Source organism: Microbacterium soli (assembly GCF_039539005.1).
GTDB classification, from domain to species: Bacteria; Actinomycetota; Actinomycetes; order Actinomycetales; family Microbacteriaceae; genus Microbacterium; species Microbacterium soli.
On the sequence record NZ_BAABCP010000001.1, the window covers coordinates 331,967 to 351,085 of the forward strand.

General features: G+C 68.5%; 15 protein-coding genes. 7 read left to right on the top strand and 8 right to left on the bottom strand.

Going from position 1 to position 19,119, the window contains the following annotated elements; genetic code table 11:
- Positions 1-28: 28 nt before the first annotated feature.
- The gene (locus ABD770_RS01610) at positions 29-847 is read right to left on the bottom strand and encodes a biotin--[acetyl-CoA-carboxylase] ligase (RefSeq protein WP_344817740.1); all 819 of its coding nucleotides are present in this window, start codon (positions 845-847) and stop codon (positions 29-31) included.
- Entirely contained in the window at positions 848-2,128 is a 1,281-nt protein-coding gene (locus tag ABD770_RS01615) for a CDP-glycerol glycerophosphotransferase family protein (protein WP_344817741.1), read from the bottom strand. It abuts the gene before it with no gap.
- Positions 2,129-2,312: 184 nt separating this feature from the next.
- Here ABD770_RS01615 and ABD770_RS01620 point away from each other — a divergent pair, with 184 nt between their 5' ends.
- Entirely contained in the window at positions 2,313-3,350 is a 1,038-nt protein-coding gene (locus tag ABD770_RS01620; RefSeq protein ID WP_344819842.1) for a glycosyltransferase family 2 protein, read from the top strand.
- A gap of 67 nt (positions 3,351-3,417) precedes the next feature.
- Here the strand turns inward: ABD770_RS01620 and ABD770_RS01625 are convergent, their stop codons facing one another.
- The 3 genes from ABD770_RS01625 to ABD770_RS01635 form a co-directional block, all read right to left on the bottom strand.
- Positions 3,418-4,854, bottom strand: a complete 1,437-nt coding sequence (locus ABD770_RS01625; protein ID WP_344817742.1) for a CDP-glycerol glycerophosphotransferase family protein — start codon at positions 4,852-4,854, stop codon at positions 3,418-3,420.
- The gene (locus ABD770_RS01630; RefSeq protein WP_344817743.1) at positions 4,851-6,104 is read right to left on the bottom strand and encodes a CDP-glycerol glycerophosphotransferase family protein; all 1,254 of its coding nucleotides are present in this window, start codon (positions 6,102-6,104) and stop codon (positions 4,851-4,853) included. Before ABD770_RS01630 ends, ABD770_RS01625 begins: the two co-directional genes overlap by 4 nt.
- A 66-nt stretch (positions 6,105-6,170) precedes the next feature.
- Complete coding sequence (locus tag ABD770_RS01635) at positions 6,171-7,829, bottom strand: S1C family serine protease (RefSeq protein WP_344817744.1); 1,659 nt, start codon at positions 7,827-7,829, stop codon at positions 6,171-6,173.
- Between the two features lie 97 nt (positions 7,830-7,926).
- Here ABD770_RS01635 and ABD770_RS01640 point away from each other — a divergent pair, with 97 nt between their 5' ends.
- Positions 7,927-9,126, top strand: coding sequence for an aminotransferase class I/II-fold pyridoxal phosphate-dependent enzyme (locus tag ABD770_RS01640; RefSeq protein ID WP_344817745.1), 1,200 nt, complete (start codon positions 7,927-7,929; stop codon positions 9,124-9,126).
- Between the two features lie 16 nt (positions 9,127-9,142).
- Here the strand turns inward: ABD770_RS01640 and ABD770_RS01645 are convergent, their stop codons facing one another.
- A complete protein-coding gene (locus tag ABD770_RS01645; protein WP_344817746.1) occupies positions 9,143-9,949 on the bottom strand; it encodes a carbon-nitrogen hydrolase family protein in 807 nt (268 codons plus the stop codon).
- 67 nt (positions 9,950-10,016) lie between these two features.
- On the opposite strand from ABD770_RS01645, the gene ABD770_RS01650 reads away from it, so the two are divergent.
- The gene (locus tag ABD770_RS01650) at positions 10,017-10,364 is read left to right on the top strand and encodes a carboxymuconolactone decarboxylase family protein (protein ID WP_344817747.1); all 348 of its coding nucleotides are present in this window, start codon (positions 10,017-10,019) and stop codon (positions 10,362-10,364) included.
- Between the two features lie 91 nt (positions 10,365-10,455).
- On the opposite strand, the gene ABD770_RS01655 is transcribed toward ABD770_RS01650, so the two are convergent.
- Positions 10,456-11,034 (bottom strand): TetR/AcrR family transcriptional regulator, encoded by a 579-nt coding sequence (locus ABD770_RS01655; RefSeq protein WP_344817748.1) that lies wholly within the window; start codon positions 11,032-11,034, stop codon positions 10,456-10,458.
- Between the two features lie 184 nt (positions 11,035-11,218).
- On the opposite strand from ABD770_RS01655, the gene ABD770_RS01660 reads away from it, so the two are divergent.
- Positions 11,219-11,974 carry an MBL fold metallo-hydrolase gene (locus ABD770_RS01660; protein WP_344817749.1) on the top strand — a complete coding sequence of 252 codons (756 nt, stop codon included), beginning with the start codon at positions 11,219-11,221 and terminating at the stop codon, positions 11,972-11,974.
- A gap of 102 nt (positions 11,975-12,076) precedes the next feature.
- On the opposite strand, the gene ABD770_RS01665 is transcribed toward ABD770_RS01660, so the two are convergent.
- Entirely contained in the window at positions 12,077-14,689 is a 2,613-nt protein-coding gene (locus tag ABD770_RS01665) for a SpaA isopeptide-forming pilin-related protein (protein WP_344817750.1), read from the bottom strand.
- Between the two features lie 13 nt (positions 14,690-14,702).
- Between ABD770_RS01665 and ABD770_RS01670 the strand changes: the two genes are divergently transcribed.
- The 3 genes from ABD770_RS01670 to ABD770_RS01680 all read left to right on the top strand — a co-directional run bounded on the left by ABD770_RS01670 (position 14,703) and on the right by ABD770_RS01680 (position 19,046).
- Positions 14,703-14,903, top strand: coding sequence for a hypothetical protein (locus tag ABD770_RS01670; RefSeq protein ID WP_344817751.1), 201 nt, complete (start codon positions 14,703-14,705; stop codon positions 14,901-14,903).
- A 990-nt stretch (positions 14,904-15,893) separates the two neighbouring features.
- Complete coding sequence (locus tag ABD770_RS01675; protein ID WP_344817752.1) at positions 15,894-17,504, top strand: helix-turn-helix domain-containing protein; 1,611 nt, start codon at positions 15,894-15,896, stop codon at positions 17,502-17,504.
- 6 nt (positions 17,505-17,510) lie between these two features.
- Positions 17,511-19,046: a helix-turn-helix transcriptional regulator gene (locus ABD770_RS01680; protein ID WP_344817753.1), complete on the top strand. Its 1,536-nt coding sequence runs from the start codon at positions 17,511-17,513 to the stop codon at positions 19,044-19,046.
- Positions 19,047-19,119: the final 73 nt, after the last annotated feature.

Consider the following 19,119-nt stretch of genomic DNA (forward strand, 5'->3'; position numbering starts at 1 on the left):
TGTCTCCGGGGCGCACCGGCTCCGCTGCTCACAGGCGCCGCCCGCCGACGGACCTCGAGCAGCGTCGTTGGTCCGCACTCCACACCCGGCGCACGTGCACGACATCCCCGGCGGACACCTCGTGCTCGCCGTGCCCGTCATCGACGACGAGCCGCCCGTCGGAGGCGAGGCGCACGGCGCGTCCGGTGAGCATGCCGCCGCCCGGGAGGGACACGTCCACGTCCTGGCCGAGGGTGTGGCAGCGCGCGGTCGCCGCCGCGTGCAGACCGGATGCCTCGGCATCCGCCGTCTCCGCGAGCTGTGCCACGGCGGCCGAGAGCCCGGCGAGGTACTCGGTCAGCAGCCGGTCGACGTCGACGTCCGCACCCAGCGCGGCGAACGAGGTCGCCGTCGGCACGGGCAGCTGTGCGGCGGCCATGACCGTGTTGACACCGGTGCCGACGATGACGGCGGAGCCCGTGACCTCGGCGAGGATGCCGCAGATCTTCCGCCCGTCGACGAGGACGTCGTTGGGCCACTTCAGCCCCACCTCGTGCCCGGGCAGCTGGGCGGCCACGGCGTCGACCATCGCGACTCCCGCCGCCAAGGGGATCCAGCCCCAGTCACCCACGTCGGCGGGCAGCTCCCGCAGCAGCACCGAGACGGCCATCGCGGTACCGGGGGGCGTGCTCCAGGTGCGGTCGAGCCGGCCGCGGCCGGAGGTCTGCGTGTCGGTGAGCAGCACGGACAGGTGCGGCCAGCCCTCGGCATCCGTCGCCCGCTCCCGCAGCTCCGCGTTGGTCGATCCGCATTCCGGCAACGCCAGCAGCCGTGCGGCCACGGCGCGCGTGCGCGTCAGCTCGTCCATTCAGTCCTCGTCGTCCGCGCCGTCGTCGCTGACCTCGTCGTCGGGTTCCGGCACTGCCCCGTCATGCGCGTGCCACTGGTCCCAGCGCTGCATGAGCAGCTCGATCGCGCCGTGGAACCTCTCCGTGGCCGCGCCGGGCGTCGTGTCGCCGAAGTAGTGCCGCACCCAGGCCTGCAGCCGCTCGACGGCCTCCTCGTCCGCGCTGACCCGCTCGACGTGGGCGATGATGTCCCCCGCATCCTCGACGCGCAGCCATTCGCACGCCGACAGGTAGCCGGCCTCATCGATGGAGGCGCGCGCGTCGACGGGACGGGTGATCAGCAGCGGCTTGCCCGCAGCCAGCCTGTCGTACACCATGGCCGAGATGTCCACGACGGCGACATCGGCGACGGCCAGCTGCCAGCCGAGCTCGGCGCCGTCGTCGTGCACGTGGTGCGCGGTCGGGTCGGCGGCGTTCGCGGCGGCCATCGCGGCGAGGATCCGGCGGTGCGCAGCGCCGTACTCGGCACTGATGACGCCGCTGCGCGGATGCGGGCGGTAGATCACGCGATGGCGGGGACTGGCCAGCAGTGCCCGCACGAGCGTCTCGCCGTGCGTGGCGATGGACCCGTAGTGCGCGGACGGACGGTCCCCCTCCCAGGTGGGGGCGTACAGCACGACGGTGCGCTGGTCCGGGGTGAACGGCAGGGTGCCGGAGTAGTGGTCGGCCTGCGGCCGGCCGATCTCGATCGCGCGGCGGTCGAGATCGTAGTCCCACAGCGTGCGCTGCAGGCGCTCGCGGGCGGCCTGCCCGGCGATGAGCGCGTAGTCGTACGCCTTGTACTGGTTGGTCGTCATGTACATCTTGTCGGACTCGCCGTGGTTGATGAAGACGTGCCAGCGGCGCCCGTAGCGGAACATCTGGAAGTTGCGGGTGTTCTGGTTCACGTACAGCACGACGCGCAGATCCTGCGTGGCGATGAACTTCTCGAGGTTGTGCACGGTCGGAACGAACGCCACCGGCAGACCGCTCTCGGCGATGAGCTTCTCGGCCCCGGTCGCATTGCGGGAGAGCACGACGACCGGCCACCGTTTCGCCAGTTCCCGGAGGGGCCGGTACCACTGGCGCATCTGGTAGATGTTCACATCGCCGTCGGCGAAGTACACCGCGATCCGGTAGTGGTCCCGCGGATGCGGGGGTCGCTGCTTCAGGGTGCGGCGCACGCGCTGCACCGCGGAGCGCGAGGTGAGGGCCTTCCGCAGCAGCCGATATGCCTTCTTCCCGTCAGAAACGACACCCATCGTTCCAGAATACGGGTTGCGTTCCGACCGCCCCGAGCCTGTGACCGCAACGTTGTCGCCACTCCTGCTGCGCGACAGGGCGACGGCATCCTCCGAATCCGCCGGGATTCGCGGCGGCCGCGCATGACATGATCGACAGGTGCGGCACGAGGACATCCAGACGGGCGAGGGCATCTCCTTCGTGATGCCGGTGCTGAACGAGATCGGCTATCTCGAGCACGCCGTGCGCTCGGTGCTGGAGCAGGACGTCGACGGACCGACCGAGCTCGTGCTGGCGCTGGGACCGTCGACGGACGGCACCACGGAGCTCGCCGAGCGTCTCGCCGCGGAGGACCCCCGTGTGCACCTCGTGCACAACCCGCAGGCGCACATCCCCGTCGGCCTGAACGCCGCCATCCGCGCCAGCACGCAGCCGACGGTCATCCGCGTCGATGCGCACTCCGAGCTCTCCCCCGGCTATGCGCGCCGGGCGGTCGAGACGCTGCGGCGCACGGGCGCCGCGAACGTGGGCGGGGTGATGCGGGCCGACGGACGCACACCGTTCCAGCGCGCGGTCGCACGGCTGTACAACTCGCCGGTCGGGCTGGGCGGCGGCGCGTACCACGGCGGCACGACGGAGGGCGAGGCGGAGTCCGCCTATCTGGGGGTGATGCGCCGCGAGGTGCTGGACGAGGTCGGCGGGTTCGACGAGAGCATCCGTCGCGGCGAGGACTGGGAGCTGAATCTGCGCATCCGGCAGGCCGGTCATCTGGTGTGGTTCGACCCGCGGCTGTCGGTCACCTACTGGCCGCGGGAGAGCTGGTGGCGGCTGGCGCGCCAGTTCCACGCGACGGGCGCCTGGCGGGGCGAGCTGGTGCGCCGGTACGGCCGCCGCAACAGCATCCGCTTCTTCGCCCCTCCCGCGCTGGTCGTGCTCACGGCCGTGGCGGTCATCGCCGGCGTGCTGCAGCTGACCCGGGTGCTGCCTGTGGCCGTCGCCCTGGCCGCCGCCGTGCTCCAGCTGCCCGTGGTCGTTTATGTGCTGCTCGTGCTGGCCGTGGCGCTGGCGGGCGTCGGCATCGCGCGGGGCCCGCGCAGCCTGCGGGAGCGGCTGTGGACGCTCGCCGTGATGCCGACCATGCATCTGTCCTGGGGCGTGGGGTTCCTCGCCGGGGTGCTGCGGGGTGCGAGCGACACCGTCGACACGTCGCGCCTGGGGACGCGGAACACCCCGCTCCCCTGACATCCGGCCCACCGCCCTGTCGAGGCGGCGGCCACCGCCGACGGGGCTCGACCCGTGCGGGTGCGGTTCAGGGGGCGAGCCAACCCAGGTCGAGGATGCGGGAGACCACCCGGTCGGCGGCCTGCCCGTCGTCGAGACGATTGAACTGCGCGGTCCACGCCGCGTAGCGGTCGCGGTACGCGGCCGTGATCCCCTCGTCCGACAGCGCTTCGACGAGTTCGTCCTGGCTGCGCACGAGCGGGCCGGGCGCGCGGGCCGCGAGATCGAAGTAGAAGCCCCGCAGCTCGCCCCGATAATGCTCGAGATCCGGCACGAGGAAGTACATCGGCCGCCCCGTGACGCTGAAGTCGAACATCACCGAGGAGTAGTCCGTGATCAGGGCGTCCGCGACCAGCAGCAGTCGTGCCGTCTCCGGAAAGCCCGTCACGTCGATGACCCGGGCGCCGGTGCGATCGCGGCCGGGCCGCAGAGTGCGCGAGTGGCCGCGCACGAGCACCACCGAGTCGGTGCGCGCGGCCAGCTCCTCCGGGTCGACGAAATCCACCATCTCGGAGCGGTCGTCGCGCCAGGTGGGAGCGTACAGCAGCACCCGCTCGTCGTCTCCGATGCCGAGGGCGGCGCGGACCGGGGCCGGATCCCCGTCCACGAGCAGATCGTTGCGCGGGTAGCCGTCCGCCCAGATGGGCTTCCCGAAGAACGCGTAGGCCTTGCGGAGCACGCGCGCCGCGTAGACGTTCTGCGCGAGCAGCGCGTCCCAGCGCCGCGACTCCTTCACGACGGCCGCCATCCGACGCGGGGCGAATCCGGGCCGGTGCAGTGCGAGGCGCTTGAGCGGCGTGCCGTGCCAGGTCTGCAGCACATGCTGGCCGGGCTTGCGCACGTAGCGCCGCCGCAGCCAGTCGTTCACGATCAGCATCCGCGCGTCGGCGCGCGCCCGCCACCACTCCGGACTGCCCTCGACGACGGCGACGGCGCCGTCGGGGATCTCCACCGACAGGTCGGCGACGGCCCAGTACCTCGTCACCGACGGGGCGCGCAGCGCGAGAACGCGGTCGATGGCCCGCGGATTGCAGCCGGAGGTCTGCCCGTAGAAGCTCTCGAAGAACACCGCGTTCTCGCCGGCCCCGGGCCGGGCCGCGTACCGCTGCTCGAGCATGCGCTGCCCTTCCGCGCTCCGGTCGGCCACATCCAGAGGGGCGGAGACGGATGCACGGGAGCCGTGCACCTGGATGCGCAGGATCGGCAGCAGCGTGCTCTCCACGCGCAGCTCCGCGAGGTCGGCATCCGGGATGTCCAGGTCGTACTCCCCCGACGGCAGCGGCAGCGCCGCCCCGCCCCAGCGCGCGACGCGGAGCGGGAAGGTCGCCTTCCACGTCTTGCCCCCGCCCGTGAGCCTCGCGGTGACGTGCGCACGCGGACCGTTCAGGATCGCGGATGCCGGGCGCGGGCCCGTCCCTGCGACGACCAGCGTCTGCGCCTGCTCATCGATGCGTGCGGTCGTCATCGTGCTCCCCTCTGCGCGGGGGCGACCCGCGCGCGGATGACCTCGTACACACGGCGGGCGTTGCGCCCGTCGCGGTGGGCGTGCATGCTCGCGCTCAGCGCCGCGGACCGCGCGGCGAGCCGGTCGCGCTCGGCGGGATCCGCGAGCAGGGCGTCCAGCCGGTCGATCACGCCGTCCCAGTCCTGCGCCCAGTCGTCGCCGGCGACATCCTCGTAGCGTCCGTAGAAGCCCCGCGAGCGGCCGTACTCCTCGACGTCGGGGGCGAGGTGGACCACCGGCATCCCCAACAGCCCCACGTCGTACGCCAGCGACGAGTAGTCGGTGATGAGGGCGTCCACACGCGGCAGCGCCGGGGTGACGTCCGCCAGCAGCTCGCTGCCGAGCATCCGCACCCGCCCGCTCGACCACGGCGGACGGTAGGACCCGGCGCCCAGCGGATGGGAGCGGATGAAGAGGACCGCGTCGTGCTTCTCGAGGACCCGGATGATCCGCACCCACTGCTCGGCGGTGGGGATGGCGGGGTCGGCGGCGCCGTCGCGCCAGGTGGGCGCGTACAGCAGCACGCGCTGGTCCGACAGCAGCGGGCCGGTGCGGGTCAGCAGGGCTGTCGCGGTGGTTCGGCGCTGCGCCGCGCTCCCCGCGGAGAGCACGTCGACGCGCGGCTCGCCCGTGACGACCACGCGTCCGTCGCCGAGTCCGAACGCCGATTCCAGTCGACCGCGGGCGCGATGCGAGGCCGCGGGCATGACGCGGATGCGCTGTGCGGCCGCACGGTACCCGACCGTCAGCAGGCGGCGCAGCATCCGCGCGCCCGGCAGCCGGGCCGGGACCTGGGCGGTGACAGGCGAATCCAGCCCGATGCGCTTGAGCGGGATGCCGTGCCAGAGCTGGACGACGAAGCCGTCCGTGCTGCCGTAGCGGTTCACATCGCCCAGCCCGTGCGTGACGACGATGACACCCGCTCGGGCTGTCGCCCACCAGCCGCGCAGCCCGTCCCGACGCCGGGTGCGGATGCCCAGGGCTCTGGCGTCGACCTCGTCCTGCGGCGAGCGCGCGAGCCACAGTGTGCGATGCCCCGCCGCGCGCGCTTCCCGCTGCAGGGCCAGTGCGCCGTCCCCGACTCCGGCTCCGCAGCCGAACACCCAGGTGTCGCCGCGGGGCACCAGCAGTGTTCCTATGCGTCCTGCGGCATACAGCGGGAGCCGGAGCAGCTTCGCCGCATTGCCGGTTCCGAAGGAGAAGGACGCCACCCCGCGAGCCTATCGCGGGGTGGCGTCCGTTCCCGACCGTGATTCGGAGGCTTCTCGTGCCCTTCCTCAGAGCTGGAGCTCGCCGAGGGTCACCTCGGTCGTGTAGGTCTTCCCCGAGCGGACGTAGACGACCTTCACCGTGGAGCCGGCGCCTTCGGCGCGCACCTGCGCGGTGAGGTCCGTGGCACTGCCGACGGGGAGGCCGTTGAAACGCGTGATGACGTCGCCGTCCCGCAGACCGGCCTGGTCCGCGGCACCGCCGTCGACGACGCCGGACTGGCCGCTGCGGGGCGGCACGATCACGGCACCGGCGATCGTCGCGTCCCGCATCGACGACGCGTCGCGCACGGTGGCGCCCAGCAGGCCGTGCGTGGCCGCACCGCTGTCGATGATCTCTTGGGAGACTCGCTGGGCGATGTTGGCGGGGATCGCGAAGCCGACGCCGATCGAGCCCGACTCACCCGACGAGGACGAGGACTGCCCCGCGGTCGCGATGGCGACGTTGATGCCGATCAGGTGCCCCTGGCTGTCGACGAGCGCGCCGCCGGAGTTGCCGGGGTTGATGGCGGCGTCGGTCTGGATGACGGCGATGGAGATGGACTGCTTGGGCTGCTGCTGGGCCCCCAACCCGGGGATGTCGAACTGGAACGGGTTCCCGCCGGGGCCGCCGTTGTCTCCGCCGTCGTTCGGCGAGCCGTCGGGGACGGCCGAGGAGGCCACCTGGATGCTGCGGTTGAGCGCGCTGACGATGCCGGTGGTCACGGAGTTGGACAGGCCGAGCGGTGCTCCCACGGCCACGGCCGTGTCGCCGACGTTGAGCTTGGCGGAGTCGCCGAACTGGATGGGCTTGAGCCCGGTGGCGTCGTCGAGCTTGATGACGGCCAGGTCGTAGATCGGGTCGGTGCCGACGACCGTGGCCGAGTAGATGCGCCCGTCGGAGGTGGTGACACGGATGGTGGGATGCGCGACCGCACCGCCGAGGGTGACGACGTGGGTGTTGGTCAGCACGTAGCCGTCCTTGCTGAGGATCACGCCCGATCCGCTGCCGGACTCCTGCGCGCCTCCCACCTCGATGGTCACGACGGACGGGAGCACGTCGGCCGCGATCGCGGTGGTCTCGTTGACCGACCCGGGATTGTTGACCGTGACTGTCTGCGGGCCCGTCGCCGACTGGGCCACGGGCGAGCCGTTCGTACCGAGCATCACGGCTCCTCCGCCGAGACCGGCGGCACCGCCGACCAGAGCTGCGGCGAGCAGGAGGCCCGCCACCTTCAGCGGTGCGCCGCCTCTGCGGGAGGAGGATGCCGGAGCGCCCGCGTCCGACGCCCCGGAGAGCGCCGCGGGGTCGAGAGGAACGGTCTGCGCGGTCGGCTGCGGCTGTGCGGCGCCGCCGAAGGCGGAGGCCGTCAGGTGCGGAGCCGCATGGGCGGGGCCGCTGTACCCCGACTGGGGATGCGGAGCGTAGGCGCCGGGCTGCGTGTACGGGCCGGGCTGATGCCCGTAGGCCGGCTGGTGTCGGCCGGCGCTGTACGGCGGCTGAGCGGGCTGAGCCGAGGGATGGCCGGCATGGGCCTCGGGGCCGGGCTGGGCCTGACCGGCAGGAGGCTGCCAGGCCGGGGTCTGTGCCGCACCGTCGGGTGCGGGCACCTGGGAGGCGGCCGATGCCGCACCGGTGTTCGGGACCTCGGGTGTGGGGGTCTCACCGTCGGCGATGTTGTCGTTCATGATCTGCTCCTTCCAGGTGCATCATCAGAGTGACAAGCGAGTCTGTGCTTTTCATATGGCGGAGTTGCATGTCTCCTATGGTCTTAGCCTGTAGTGCATGGATGTCATTCCCGGTGCCTGGCGGCGCACCGCAGCAGGGGCGGGTCTTCTCTCTCCGGAAGGCGAGGTCGCTCCCACGATCTTCGCAGAGATGTCGGCTGCCGCGGTCCGATTCGACGCGATCAACCTGGGCCAGGGCTTCCCGGATGAGGACGGCCCTGCCGCAGTGCTGGAGGCCGCGCGGGAGGCCATCTCACAAGGGGCGAACCAGTATCCGCCCGGACGCGGCATCCCGGAGCTGCGCCGGGCGATCTGCGAGCACCAGCAGCGCTTCTACGGGCTCGACGTCGACCCCGACACGGAGGTGCTCGTGACCGCCGGGGCGACGGAGGCGTTGACGGCGACGCTGCTGGCGCTCATCGACTCCCCCGAGGACGAAGTCGTCGTCTTCGAGCCCTACTACGACTCGTACGCGGCGGTCGTCGCCCTGGCGGGTGCGCGGCTGCACACCGTGCGGCTGCGGCGCCCTGACTTCCAGCCCGACCTGGACGAACTCGCCGCCGCCGTCAACGAGCGCACTCGCATCATCCTCGTGAACGACCCTCACAACCCGACCGGGGTGGTGTTCGCCCCCGAGGTGCAGGCCGAGATCGTCCGACTGGCGCAGGAGCGCGACGCGATCATCGTCACCGACGAGGTGTACGAGCACCTGTCCTTCCACGCCCCGCACGTGCCGATCGCCACGCTCCCCGGCGCGGCCGAGCGCACGCTGACGATCTCGTCGGCGGGGAAGACCTTCTCGGCCACGGGCTGGAAGATCGGGTGGGTGCACGGCCCGGCAGCGCTGATCACGGCCGTGCTCGCCGTCAAGCAGTTCCTGACCTACGTGAACGGCTCACCGTTCCAGCCCGCGATCGCGGTGGGGCTGCGACTGCCGGACGCCTACTTCGACGAGGCGCGCGCCGCGCTGCAGCGCAAGCACGAGCTGCTGGGCGATGCCCTGCGCGCCGCGGGATTCGAGGTCCACCCCCCGCAGGGCGGGTACTTCACCGTGGCGGATGCCACCGCGCTGGGCGGTGCGGACGCCGCGGCGTTCTGCCGTGCGCTGCCGGAGCGCGTCGGTGTCGCGGCCATCCCGATCAGCGCGTTCGTGGCCACCGCGCACCAGGACGACTACGCCGGACTGGTGCGCTTCGCCGCCTGCAAGCGCGTCGACGTGCTCGAGGAGGGCGCCCGCCGCCTGGCGTCCCTGCGCTGACGGGACCGGCGGGGCGTCAGGTCGCGGGGGTCACGCGGTAGCGGCGCAGACGGAGCACAGGATTGACCTCACGGGTGCGCACGACCAGTTCCGGATCGACGGATGCCAGCGCGATCCCCTCCCCCGCACTGACACCGGCGACCACGACGCCCTGCGGGTCGACGACTTGCGAGAAGCCCACCCCGACGGGACCCGGGTGGTCGGCGGCGATCACGTAGGCGGTGCTCTCGATCGCGCGGGCCGCCAGCAGTGTGTTCCAGTGGTGCTCCTTGAGAGCCCCGCGCACCCATTCGGCCGGCACCACCAGGGCATCCGCCCCTGCGTCGACGAGCGTGCGAGCGACCTCGGGGAAGCGCAGGTCGTAGCAGGTCATCATCCCGAACCGGACGCCGTCGACGTCGAAAACCGAGGCCTGACCCACCGGGCCCGCCTCGATCCAGGTGGACTCCGTCTGGCCGAACGCGTCATACAGGTGCTGCTTGCGGTAGACGGTCTGCACTCCCGCATCCGTCACCGCGACGAGCGTGTTGTGCACGCGTCCCGCGTCCGCCCGCTCGACGAGCCCCGCGACGATGGCCGTGGCGTGCTCCGCAGCCAGTCGGGCGAGGGTCTGCACGAACTCGCCATCGAGCGTCTCCGACTCCGCGGCCAGCGATGCGTCCATCGGGTCGACGAAGTAGCTGCTGTACTCGGGCAGGACGACCAGGCGCGCCCCGCGCGCCGCGGCGTCGGCGACGAGCCCGGACACGCGCTCCCGGTTCGCAGACCGAGACGCTGCAGGGGCGAACTGGCAGACGGCGACGAGCGGAGACGGTGCGGTCATGCCCCCATCCTCGCACCCGACCGCCACAGCGGGCATACCCTGGTGGCGACTGTGGAAGGAGCACACCATGACCGATTCCCCCTACCCCGCCCGCACCCCCGAGCTGACCCGGCGGCGCCGTGACCTCGTGCCCGGCACCTCGGCCGCGTTCGAGGCCTTCAGCAAGCAGGTCTTCGCCGAGGGTTCGCTGGACGAGAAGACCAAGCAGCTCATCGCCGTCGCCGTGGCGCACGTGACGCAGTGCCCGTACTGCATCGACGGCCACACCAAGCAGGCCTCCCGCAAGGGCGCGACCGACGAGGAGATCATGGAGGCGATCTGGGTCGCCGCCGAGATGCGCGCCGGGGGCGCTTACGCGCATTCCGTCGTGGCGCTCAGCGCGCTGGACGCCGTGCACGGGCACGCGCACGGCTGAGGGGGATCATCCGGGCCTCCGCCCGCACGGGCGCACGGACGTCGTGCGCTCCCGAGCAGCGGGCGAGGGGTCTTGTACGCACCCCTGAGCCTCAGGGGCGGAGCCCGAGGATCCGCTCGAGGGCGCGACGGGTGCGCTCAGCCAGATCCGTCGGATCCGTGGACTCCCGGCGAGCCGCTTGGAAGCACGCGACGGCGAGCCGGCCCGAGAGCGTGGCGACGGATGCATCCCAGCCTCGGTTCGTGAGCAGGTCGCCCAGCAGGTCTGCGATCTCCTGGAGCTTCGCGGCGTCGCGCTCTCCGAGCTCGGGGTGCGCCTGCACGAGGCGCATGTGCCGCCGGAATGCGTCGGCGTCCGCCGTCATCCGGGACGTGACGCCCAGGATGATCGGCTGCAGCGCACGCAGGGCCTCGATGAGGTCGGACGGATCGGCTCCGGGAGCGGGAACGTCCTCCACGGCGATCAAGGCGAGGACCTCGCGCTCACGCGCGAACACGACCTCCTGTTTGTCTCCGAAATGCCGGAAGAAGGTGGTGCGCCCGACCTCCGCCCGCTCCGCGATGTCGCTGACCGACACTGCATTGAAACCCCGGTCGGCGAAGAGGTCGTCCGCCGCTTCGATGATCCGCAGGCGGGCGCGATGCTGCTTCCTCTCGATCAATGAGGCCATGCTCTCAGCGTAACAACGTCCCTTCGGGTATTGAATATCGTTTGGTACTGCGTACCATTTAGATCTCACACCTGAGAGGACCCACCATGAACAACACAGAACCCGCGGACCACTGCTCCACGGACCACTCCCCTGGGCATCCTGCTCGGCTCCCCCGCCGCGCAGCGGAGAGCCGAGAGCACCGATGAGCGAGTCACTGACCATCACCCGCGTCGCCCACAGCTGCCACCTGATCCAAATCGGGGACAGGACGATCCTCACCGATCCATGGTTCTCGGAGAGGGTGTTCTACCACCCCGGAGAGCCGGTGGCTCTGACACCAGAGACGCTCCCCCGTCTCGACGCCGTCCTGATCAGCCACGAGCACTACGACCATTGCGATCTCAGGGCGTTCCGAGGCTACCGGGATCACGACGTCCCGATGATCGTCGCCGGCCCCGTCGCGAGGAGGGCGCGCAGAGCCGGCTTCACGGACATCACTCCGCTGGATGCGTGGCAGAGCGCTCAGATCGGTGACATCACCGTTCATGCCGCGCCCGGACTGCACGGTGTTCATGAGGTGACCTTCATCATCGAGGCCGGCGGCAGGAGCGTCTACTTCGCCGGTGACACGCTGCTCACCCCCGACTTGCTGACCCTGAGCGATCGGCACGGCACCTTCGATGTCGCTCTCCTGCCGATCAACGGGCTCACCATCAGGACGGCCCGGAACAGGCAGGTCGTGATGAATGCGGACGAAGCCGCCGAACTCGCCGCCGCGCTCCACCCGAAGCTCGTGGTGCCGCAGCACTACGCATACACCGCCGGCCCCATCGGCGACAGACTGATCCTGCGCAGCGACAAGGATCCCGCTCTGTTCGCGAATGCCATGAGACAGCTGGCGCCCACCGTGCCCGTCGCCATCATCGACACCGGGAGTCCGCTCCACGTGACGCCCTGAGCCCTGTCCCCTCTGCACCACGGGACGGCCCACAGACGACGAGCCGGGGCCGAGGAGGTCGCCCTCCTCGGCCCCGGCCGGTCTCAGGTCACCGTCTCGGCATCACTCCTGAGTGCGCGTCCTGCGCAGCACCAGCAGCACGCCACCGGCGATGAGGATCAGCGCGATCGCACCGACCGACATCCACAGTGCACCGTCGCTGCCCGTCAGCGGCAGCACCGGCGATTCCGGATCCTCCGGCTCCGGGACCACGGGCTCCTCGGTGTTCACGAGGGCGCCGAGGTCCACGGTCACGGCATCCGCCGCGATCGTGAACTCGTGCGGCGTCGCATCCAGCACATAGCCGCGCGGTGCCTTCGTCTCGACAAGGCTGTACTCGCCCCAGTCGAGATCGCCCATCAGGAACGAGCCCTCGGCGGGATCCCGGTCCCGCAGCTGCGAGCAGTCCGCAGCGGAGGTGCAGTCCTCGATGACCACGCCGTCCGTACCGAGCCCCGGACCGGTGAGGGTCCAGACCGAGCCGCCCAGTGCGGTGGTCCCGTCGTCGGCGGTCTTCGTCCAGGTCACCGAACCGGCGTCGTCCACGTTCTTGAAGGTGCAGACGACATCGGCTCCGGCCTTGATCGACACGGTCGAGCCGGTGAGCTCGCCGCCGGTGCAGACCAGCTTCGCCTGCGAGTACCCGTCTTCATCCGACTCGGACAGGACGTACTCGCCGACACCGACATACCGGGTCTCACCGGAGTCGAAGGCGATCGGGGCCGCCGTGCCGGTCTGCGCGAACAGGCCGCCGTCCCAGTCAGCAGGGGTCGCCTGGCCGCCGTGGCTGTTGTGCACCTTCTTCACGAGGGTGAGCCGCTGGCACTGCACCGTGTTGGTCACGGTGTAGACGTTGGACTTCTTCGTGAGAACCGCGTCGTAACCGTCGGAGGTCAGTTCTGCGGCGCCCTTGATGCCGGGGCCGGCGATGGTGCTCCCGGTGAGCACGCAGCCGTTCACCAGCGAGGCGTCGAGGGTCGTGTCCTCTCCGATCGTCACCGAGTCGCCCACGGTGAAGCCGGAACGGGTCTGGCCCCAGGCGACGTCGCTGACGTCGTCGCCCTGGATGGCCATCCGGAGCGTCGCGTCCATCCCGTCGGGCTGGTCGCCGTGCGGGAGCTTCTCCCCGTCGACCACCCACTTCTTGTCGACCGTCACGGTCGCGGGCTTGGCCTCGCTGTTCGTGAAGGTGCACTTCAGTGCCCCGGATGCCGGGCCCAGGTCGGAGATGGTGACGGAGTCGCCGTCCACAGTGGTCGGCAGAGTGCGCGCATCGAGCGTGCAGTCGACGGCGTCGAGCGTCCACCCCGGCTGGGCGGTCTCCTCGATCTTCAGGGTCGCCGCCTGCCCGCTGGGCTGCGTGAACTTCACGGTCCAGTGCGCGGCGCCCGCCGCGCCGGAGTCCGTGGTCTGCGTCGCGTCGCCCAGCAGCGACACGGGGCTGCTGGTGCCCGGGGTCAGAGCCGCGGTGAAGTCCCAGTCTCCGGCGAGCTTCGTCGTGGAGCCGTCGGCGTTCTTCAGCGTCTTGGACACTTCGACGGGCACCTGGCAGGTGGCGGCGGTGACCACCTCGGACAGGATCCGCTTGAGTCCGTCCCAGTCCCCCTGCAGGTAGTCCGAGCCGGCCTTCTCACCGGAGACGGCCCGCAGGTTCTGAGCGACCTGCTCTCCCGATGCGCCCTCGCCCACGCCCACGGCGACGACGCGCACGTCGTGCTTCTTGAGCGCGTTGGCCGCGTACATCGGGGCCTCCAGCGAACGCAGCGTCACGTTGGTGTTGCTCGGACCGGTGCCGTCGAGGATGTAGTTCGGCGCACCGTCGGTGACGAAGAGCACCATGTCGTAGTCGTCGGAGTGCTGCTGGAAGGTGCTCAGGGCGGCATCCCAGTTCGTCGTGTTGCCCGAACCGCCGGGGCGGGAGGCCGGGATGATCTGCTCGAGGCTGTCGTTGTTCGTCGGCAGCGCCGCGGGTCCTGACGCGCCGCCGTGGTGCCAGCCGTTCTGACCCGAGACGCCGGAGCCGAAGCCGAGCACCGAGACTCGCGCGTTCGCGTCGCGGAGCAGGCGGAGCACGGAGTCCTTGCCGTCGACCAGTGCGCCGCGGAAGGTCCGCCACTGATCACCGCTGATCGACGCGGACTGGTCGAGGATGATCCCGATCCGCAGCGGAGAGGCCTCGCACTTCGGGACGATCGTCGGGTTCTTGTACGAGCCGACGACCGCGCCGAAGGATCCTGCCTCGGCGGTCGTCGCGTTGGTGCGCGGCAGATCGGAATTGGACAGCTGGGACGCGGTCATCGGCATGGCCAGCGGCGTGGACGACGGCTCGAGCGCCTTCGTCAGTCCGACGATCCGACGCAGGTCCCGCGGACCGGTGTAGGCGCCCACGTACAGCTCGGAGTTGATGTAGGTGTGCTCGGCGGCATCCGAGCCCGCTTCTGCGTCCTCCTCGACGACCCAGAAGCGCTCGCCTCGGTTGTCGCCGCCCTTCTGCAGGCCGGTGACGGTGATCCTGCACTCGCCGTCCGCGACGATCGTGCAGGTGAACGCTGTGGCCGATCCGGGCTCGCCGTCGTCGTCGGTGTACAGCCGGAAGGTCGACCCGGCCGTGTCACGGACATCGTCGCCGATCGGCCCGTTCACGCTGGTCGGCTCGGCGAAGACGCGCTTGGTCACAATGATGTCGCGCGTGTCCGCCGGCTTCGGCGTGAACGGTGACCAGCTTCCGCTGCCCAGTGTCTGCTGCGCCGTACCGGATGGCGTCGCAGCCGGTGAGATCGCCGCCGATGCGGCGGCGTTTCCGCTGAAGATCAGCGCCCCAGTGATGAAAATGGCCGAAGCCGTTTGGCCGAATCGCAACGCGAAACGGCGCGTTGAATTGCGCATGTAGGTCCCCAAAACCTCACGACCGGATATCTCCCCTGACGAGCACCCCAGTTGCACACGTCGATTCCGGGTAACTTCACGGCTGCGCTCCGGGGGGAGCGACCACCGCAAACGCCACCAAGTTACCCACCGCGTTGCGGCGCGAGCAAACGCGGACGCGGCGGGACAGTTCTTCGTTACCTGTTCGTTATCTCTGTACGGCGTTCTCACGACCCTCACGAAGCGGTCGGCTCCTGGCTTCCATGGACGGGATGGGCGGGCTGGAGCTTCGCCGGCTTGGGAGCCGTGATGCACGCCCTCTCCGGGGTGCGCATCCTCGTGGCGCAGCAGCGCGGTCAGCGGATCCCGTGTGCGCGGTGGTCGCCTACCAGCAACCGCAGGCCGGCCACCACGAGGACCATGGACGGCTCGAGGACCCGATTACAGGGGAACTACGTACACCCGGCCCAACGGGCACCTGTGCCGGAATCCGGTGAATACCCAGATCAGACACAGGTTCTGGGCACCTCCACGATCGTCAGCTCCCCCGTAGCCGGAATTCCGGTGGCCATGCCTGCAATCGTACATAGTGCCTGTTCCGCATCGGTCTCGAACCGATGCGGTTCGGCGGGCGTGGGAAACCCGCCAGTCCGACCGGCATGAAACTGTCGACCGGACCAGGGTACTTTTATTGCATGGGGATGGTTGGAATGTTGATGAAGCCTTGCGTTTGGTCGGTTCATTTCCCGACGCACGGCCCTCCCCGACTCTTTTGACCTGCTGATCGGCGCACGGGGATATAAAGTCCTCTCACGCATGGACCCCATTTCCTCGTCAAGATCCCACATCACGAGGAACCCACGATCAGCGCGCGAGGGTGTTCCGGCCTGTCGTCCCCTTTACAGGCGGTTCACTCTCCTACGGGATGCTCGACACCTTCCGACGTCGAGCATCCCGTCCCCCTCTACGGCCCGGCGACCGCATAGGCAAGCACAATGCAACGTCGCATGGCTCCGTGCTGACGGCAGATTCTTCTTCCGCTTCGAAGGACGTGGTTCCCATGCCCTGGGTCTATGCGCAACGGACGCTCTCCCGATCGTCCGGATTCCCAGTGGCGCCGCACGTTGCGTCTCACCTACTGGAAGCCAGTGGCGGAGGCAAGTCGCAGCTGAGCTACGTCGGCACCAGTCTGTCCCGTGAGCAACTGGCAGGCCTCAGCATCCTCCCCGATCCGATTCCCATTCAGGACACCCGCCTCGGTCCTTTCGATCTCAAGGCACTCAGTCCTGCCGAGGCTCGAATCCTCCTCACAGCCTCTTTGAGCACGACTCAGCAAGTCGAGAACCTCATCGACTCGGCTGCCGTCGACTCGGTCCACTTCTTCACCGACGCGGTCACGAACCTTCTCAAGATCAGGGATGGCTACTTTCATCTCAATCCGGCAGCGCGGACAATTCTGTTGAACATCGCAGGAACAGAAGAACTCACCAGTGCGCACGCGTCTCTGGCCAGAACCAGTACTCGAAATGGGGACCGGGCATCTTCAGCGTGGCATGAGGCGCACACCCGGTTGGGTAGCCGCGAATCTCTGAAAGGTCTGCTTCGCACTGCCACGCAGCAGATCGCTCACGGTGCAGTCCATCCTGCCCAACGCGCTGCGATACTCGCGATGGATACCGCCCGTCGACATGGCCATCAGGACATCCTCACGGCGGCCACGAAAATCGCCACCCAAGCTGCACTCGGCGGTGGGTACTTCACCGACGCGAACACCTTCGACACGCGCACTGCAATGTCAGCGACCCGGATACTGCATCAGAACCAACCTTGCGGCGCCCTCTCCCTCGAGGAACATATCGAACAGCTTCGTTCTCTGCATCGGATCATGTCGCGTCGGATCGATTCCGAGATCCTCAGCGATCTGATCCGCGCGCTCTCGATATGGGAGGAAGACGCCTCCGCAGCAGACGCTCGTATCGCTGCCATCGCCCTGAAGACAACACGCTCGCAACCTGATGGCAAGGCCGGCGAGGACCGTCACATTCCTTCGCCGCTCGTGGAGGCCTACGTCCGGTTATTCCACGCGATGTTCCTCTTCCAGAGTCAGAAGACAGAACTGGCAGCTGCAATCCTGATACGGGAAGTGCCACGACTCCCCATCGCCGTCCTCGCGCTCCCGTCCTCGGCCTGGACAACGAGAGCGGCACGAAGACCGGCCCCTCCACAGAGTTCAACTGAGGAGTTTCTCCTCAGCGCGCTCGGGCACAGTTCAAGTAGGCTTCCTGACGGTCTCCGCATCCCCATGTCATACACCGAGAAAATTGCGAAGTCCGACTTCTTGAAACCAGAGACCGGTTCTCATGATCCTGTCTCCATCGGACACCTTCGCGGCACAGATCTAACACGCCGCGAACATCAAATACTGACCCTGCTGTTACAAGGGTGCACTGCGCACGAGCTCAGCAGGAGTCTCAGCGTTTCAATACGGACGGTCGAGGTTCACATCCGCAGAATATATCAAAAACTCGGCGTCAATAATCGAGCTCAACTTATTGCGAAAGTTCGTCGAGGAGCGAACACTCCGATAAAATCCCCGCCTCACATCTATCGTTCTCGAGACCTGTGAACCGCCATGAAGCAACAAGAAGCCGCCCGTGTGATCGCGCTGGTGAAAAAGAACCTTGCGCTCCCAGTTGCACCACATGTTGCTTCTCGGCTAGCCGGTCTTAAATTGCTGAATGATCACGAAGTCCTCGAAGTCGCCAGGTCTCTCTCCGCGAATCAGCTCGCCGGGCTCAGCGTTCTTCCCGCGCCGATTCCCATCCCAAGAGAGCTGGCTCGCAGACTTCGCCAGCGCATAGAGAAAATTCTCTCGCCGGCCTCGATGCGCCGCCTTCTCCTCGTTGCTCTCTCCACTTCGAACCGACTGGACATCCTCTATAGGGCGATGGGCATAGGCTTGGAGGACACGACGCCCGAAATAGTGAGAGAATTTCAAATAGACGACGGGCGATTCCAATTCGATCAACCACTCACCCGCTCAATTCTGGTCAGCTCTGCAGAACCGGCCGATATTCAAGAGGCTCACCACTCAATAGCTGGAGCGATGCTGCACTACGGGGAATCATCACTTTCCATATGGCATCAGTACCTTTCAGATCCATCACGGGTGCCTGCGACATCGCTCATCCCCCTCGCGAATGAGCTGCTGATCGCGGGATCAGCGACTTCCGCATACGAAGTGGCCAGTGCAGCGCTCAGCAGCCACCCGGACGGGCACAGGGGCGAGGCCGTGGTGACTGCGGCACGCGCCGCCTTGGCATGCGGTTGCTTCTCGGACGCCGAATCGTTGCTCATATCGCATGCTGACGAAGGCGCTTCTCTTTCAGCACCTCAACTCACCGATCTGTTCACAGCCACGAGAACATTCCAGGTCGGCGTCGTTTCCGAGGAGCCACCTGTGCAAAGACTGCACGCTCAGGCGATTGCTCTGCGTCAGGTCGCCGTCACGCCGTCGCATACTCGGGTCGTTCAGGCGCTCATCGAGATCACTCAATCGTGGACCTCTGCGCCTGAGGAAGTCTATGAACGGCACACCAATCTTCTGCTGTCCGCGATCCCCTCGCCGTCTCAAGAGTCCTGGCACCTCAGCCGAGGGCCACTGACGCCTCTCATCGAGGCCTATCTGCAAGGACAGCAAGTTGGTCTGCTGATGATGCGTCACAAGCTTCACGACGCGTCAGTGGCCTTCCTCAACGCTCTGCTGTCCCTTCCGATGACGCACATCGGGGCGGGGATATCGGCATCGGCGGCGCGCACGCTGGCCGAGTCGAGCAGAATCTTCTCCCCGGTGTTCGCAGACGTTCTGGATGCGATTCGCCCCACCCATCGCATCACCACCGAGGCGTGGGAAAGTCACGCTCACTTGCCGGGCGTCGAGGCGCCCGCCGGGTCGAGCGATCAGTTCCGTTCACTTCTCCCCGTCAACCAGACTCTCACTCGTCGCGAGGACGAAGTCCTCGATCTCGTCGCGGAGGGCTACTCGAATCGTGAGATCGGCACCCGCCTGGGAATATCCGGTCGCACGGTGGAGATGCACTTGTCGAACATCTACAGGAAGTTCAACGTCGGTTCCAGGGTTGAACTCGTGAGTCTTCTGCTGCGCTGACGTCGCGAAGATCAATCGCTCCCAGCCGATCTCCGCGTTCGGTCGGATCAGGATCAACTCGGCCGCACCGTAG

What these genes read in the sequence shown, in the direction of transcription:
- ABD770_RS01610 (WP_344817740.1), bottom strand. Translation starts at nt 847, where the DNA reads ATGGACGAGCTGACGCGCACGCGCGCCGTGGCCGCACGGCTGCTGGCG.
- ABD770_RS01615 (WP_344817741.1), bottom strand. Translation starts at nt 2,128, where the DNA reads ATGGGTGTCGTTTCTGACGGGAAGAAGGCATATCGGCTGCTGCGGAAG.
- ABD770_RS01620 (WP_344819842.1), top strand. Translation starts at nt 2,313, where the DNA reads ATGCCGGTGCTGAACGAGATCGGCTATCTCGAGCACGCCGTGCGCTCG.
- ABD770_RS01625 (WP_344817742.1), bottom strand. Translation starts at nt 4,854, where the DNA reads ATGACGACCGCACGCATCGATGAGCAGGCGCAGACGCTGGTCGTCGCA.
- ABD770_RS01635 (WP_344817744.1), bottom strand. Translation starts at nt 7,829, where the DNA reads ATGAACGACAACATCGCCGACGGTGAGACCCCCACACCCGAGGTCCCG.
- ABD770_RS01640 (WP_344817745.1), top strand. Translation starts at nt 7,927, where the DNA reads ATGGATGTCATTCCCGGTGCCTGGCGGCGCACCGCAGCAGGGGCGGGT.
- ABD770_RS01645 (WP_344817746.1), bottom strand. Translation starts at nt 9,949, where the DNA reads ATGACCGCACCGTCTCCGCTCGTCGCCGTCTGCCAGTTCGCCCCTGCA.
- ABD770_RS01650 (WP_344817747.1), top strand. Translation starts at nt 10,017, where the DNA reads ATGACCGATTCCCCCTACCCCGCCCGCACCCCCGAGCTGACCCGGCGG.
- ABD770_RS01655 (WP_344817748.1), bottom strand. Translation starts at nt 11,034, where the DNA reads ATGGCCTCATTGATCGAGAGGAAGCAGCATCGCGCCCGCCTGCGGATC.
- ABD770_RS01660 (WP_344817749.1), top strand. Translation starts at nt 11,219, where the DNA reads ATGAGCGAGTCACTGACCATCACCCGCGTCGCCCACAGCTGCCACCTG.
- ABD770_RS01680 (WP_344817753.1), top strand. Translation starts at nt 17,511, where the DNA reads ATGAAGCAACAAGAAGCCGCCCGTGTGATCGCGCTGGTGAAAAAGAAC.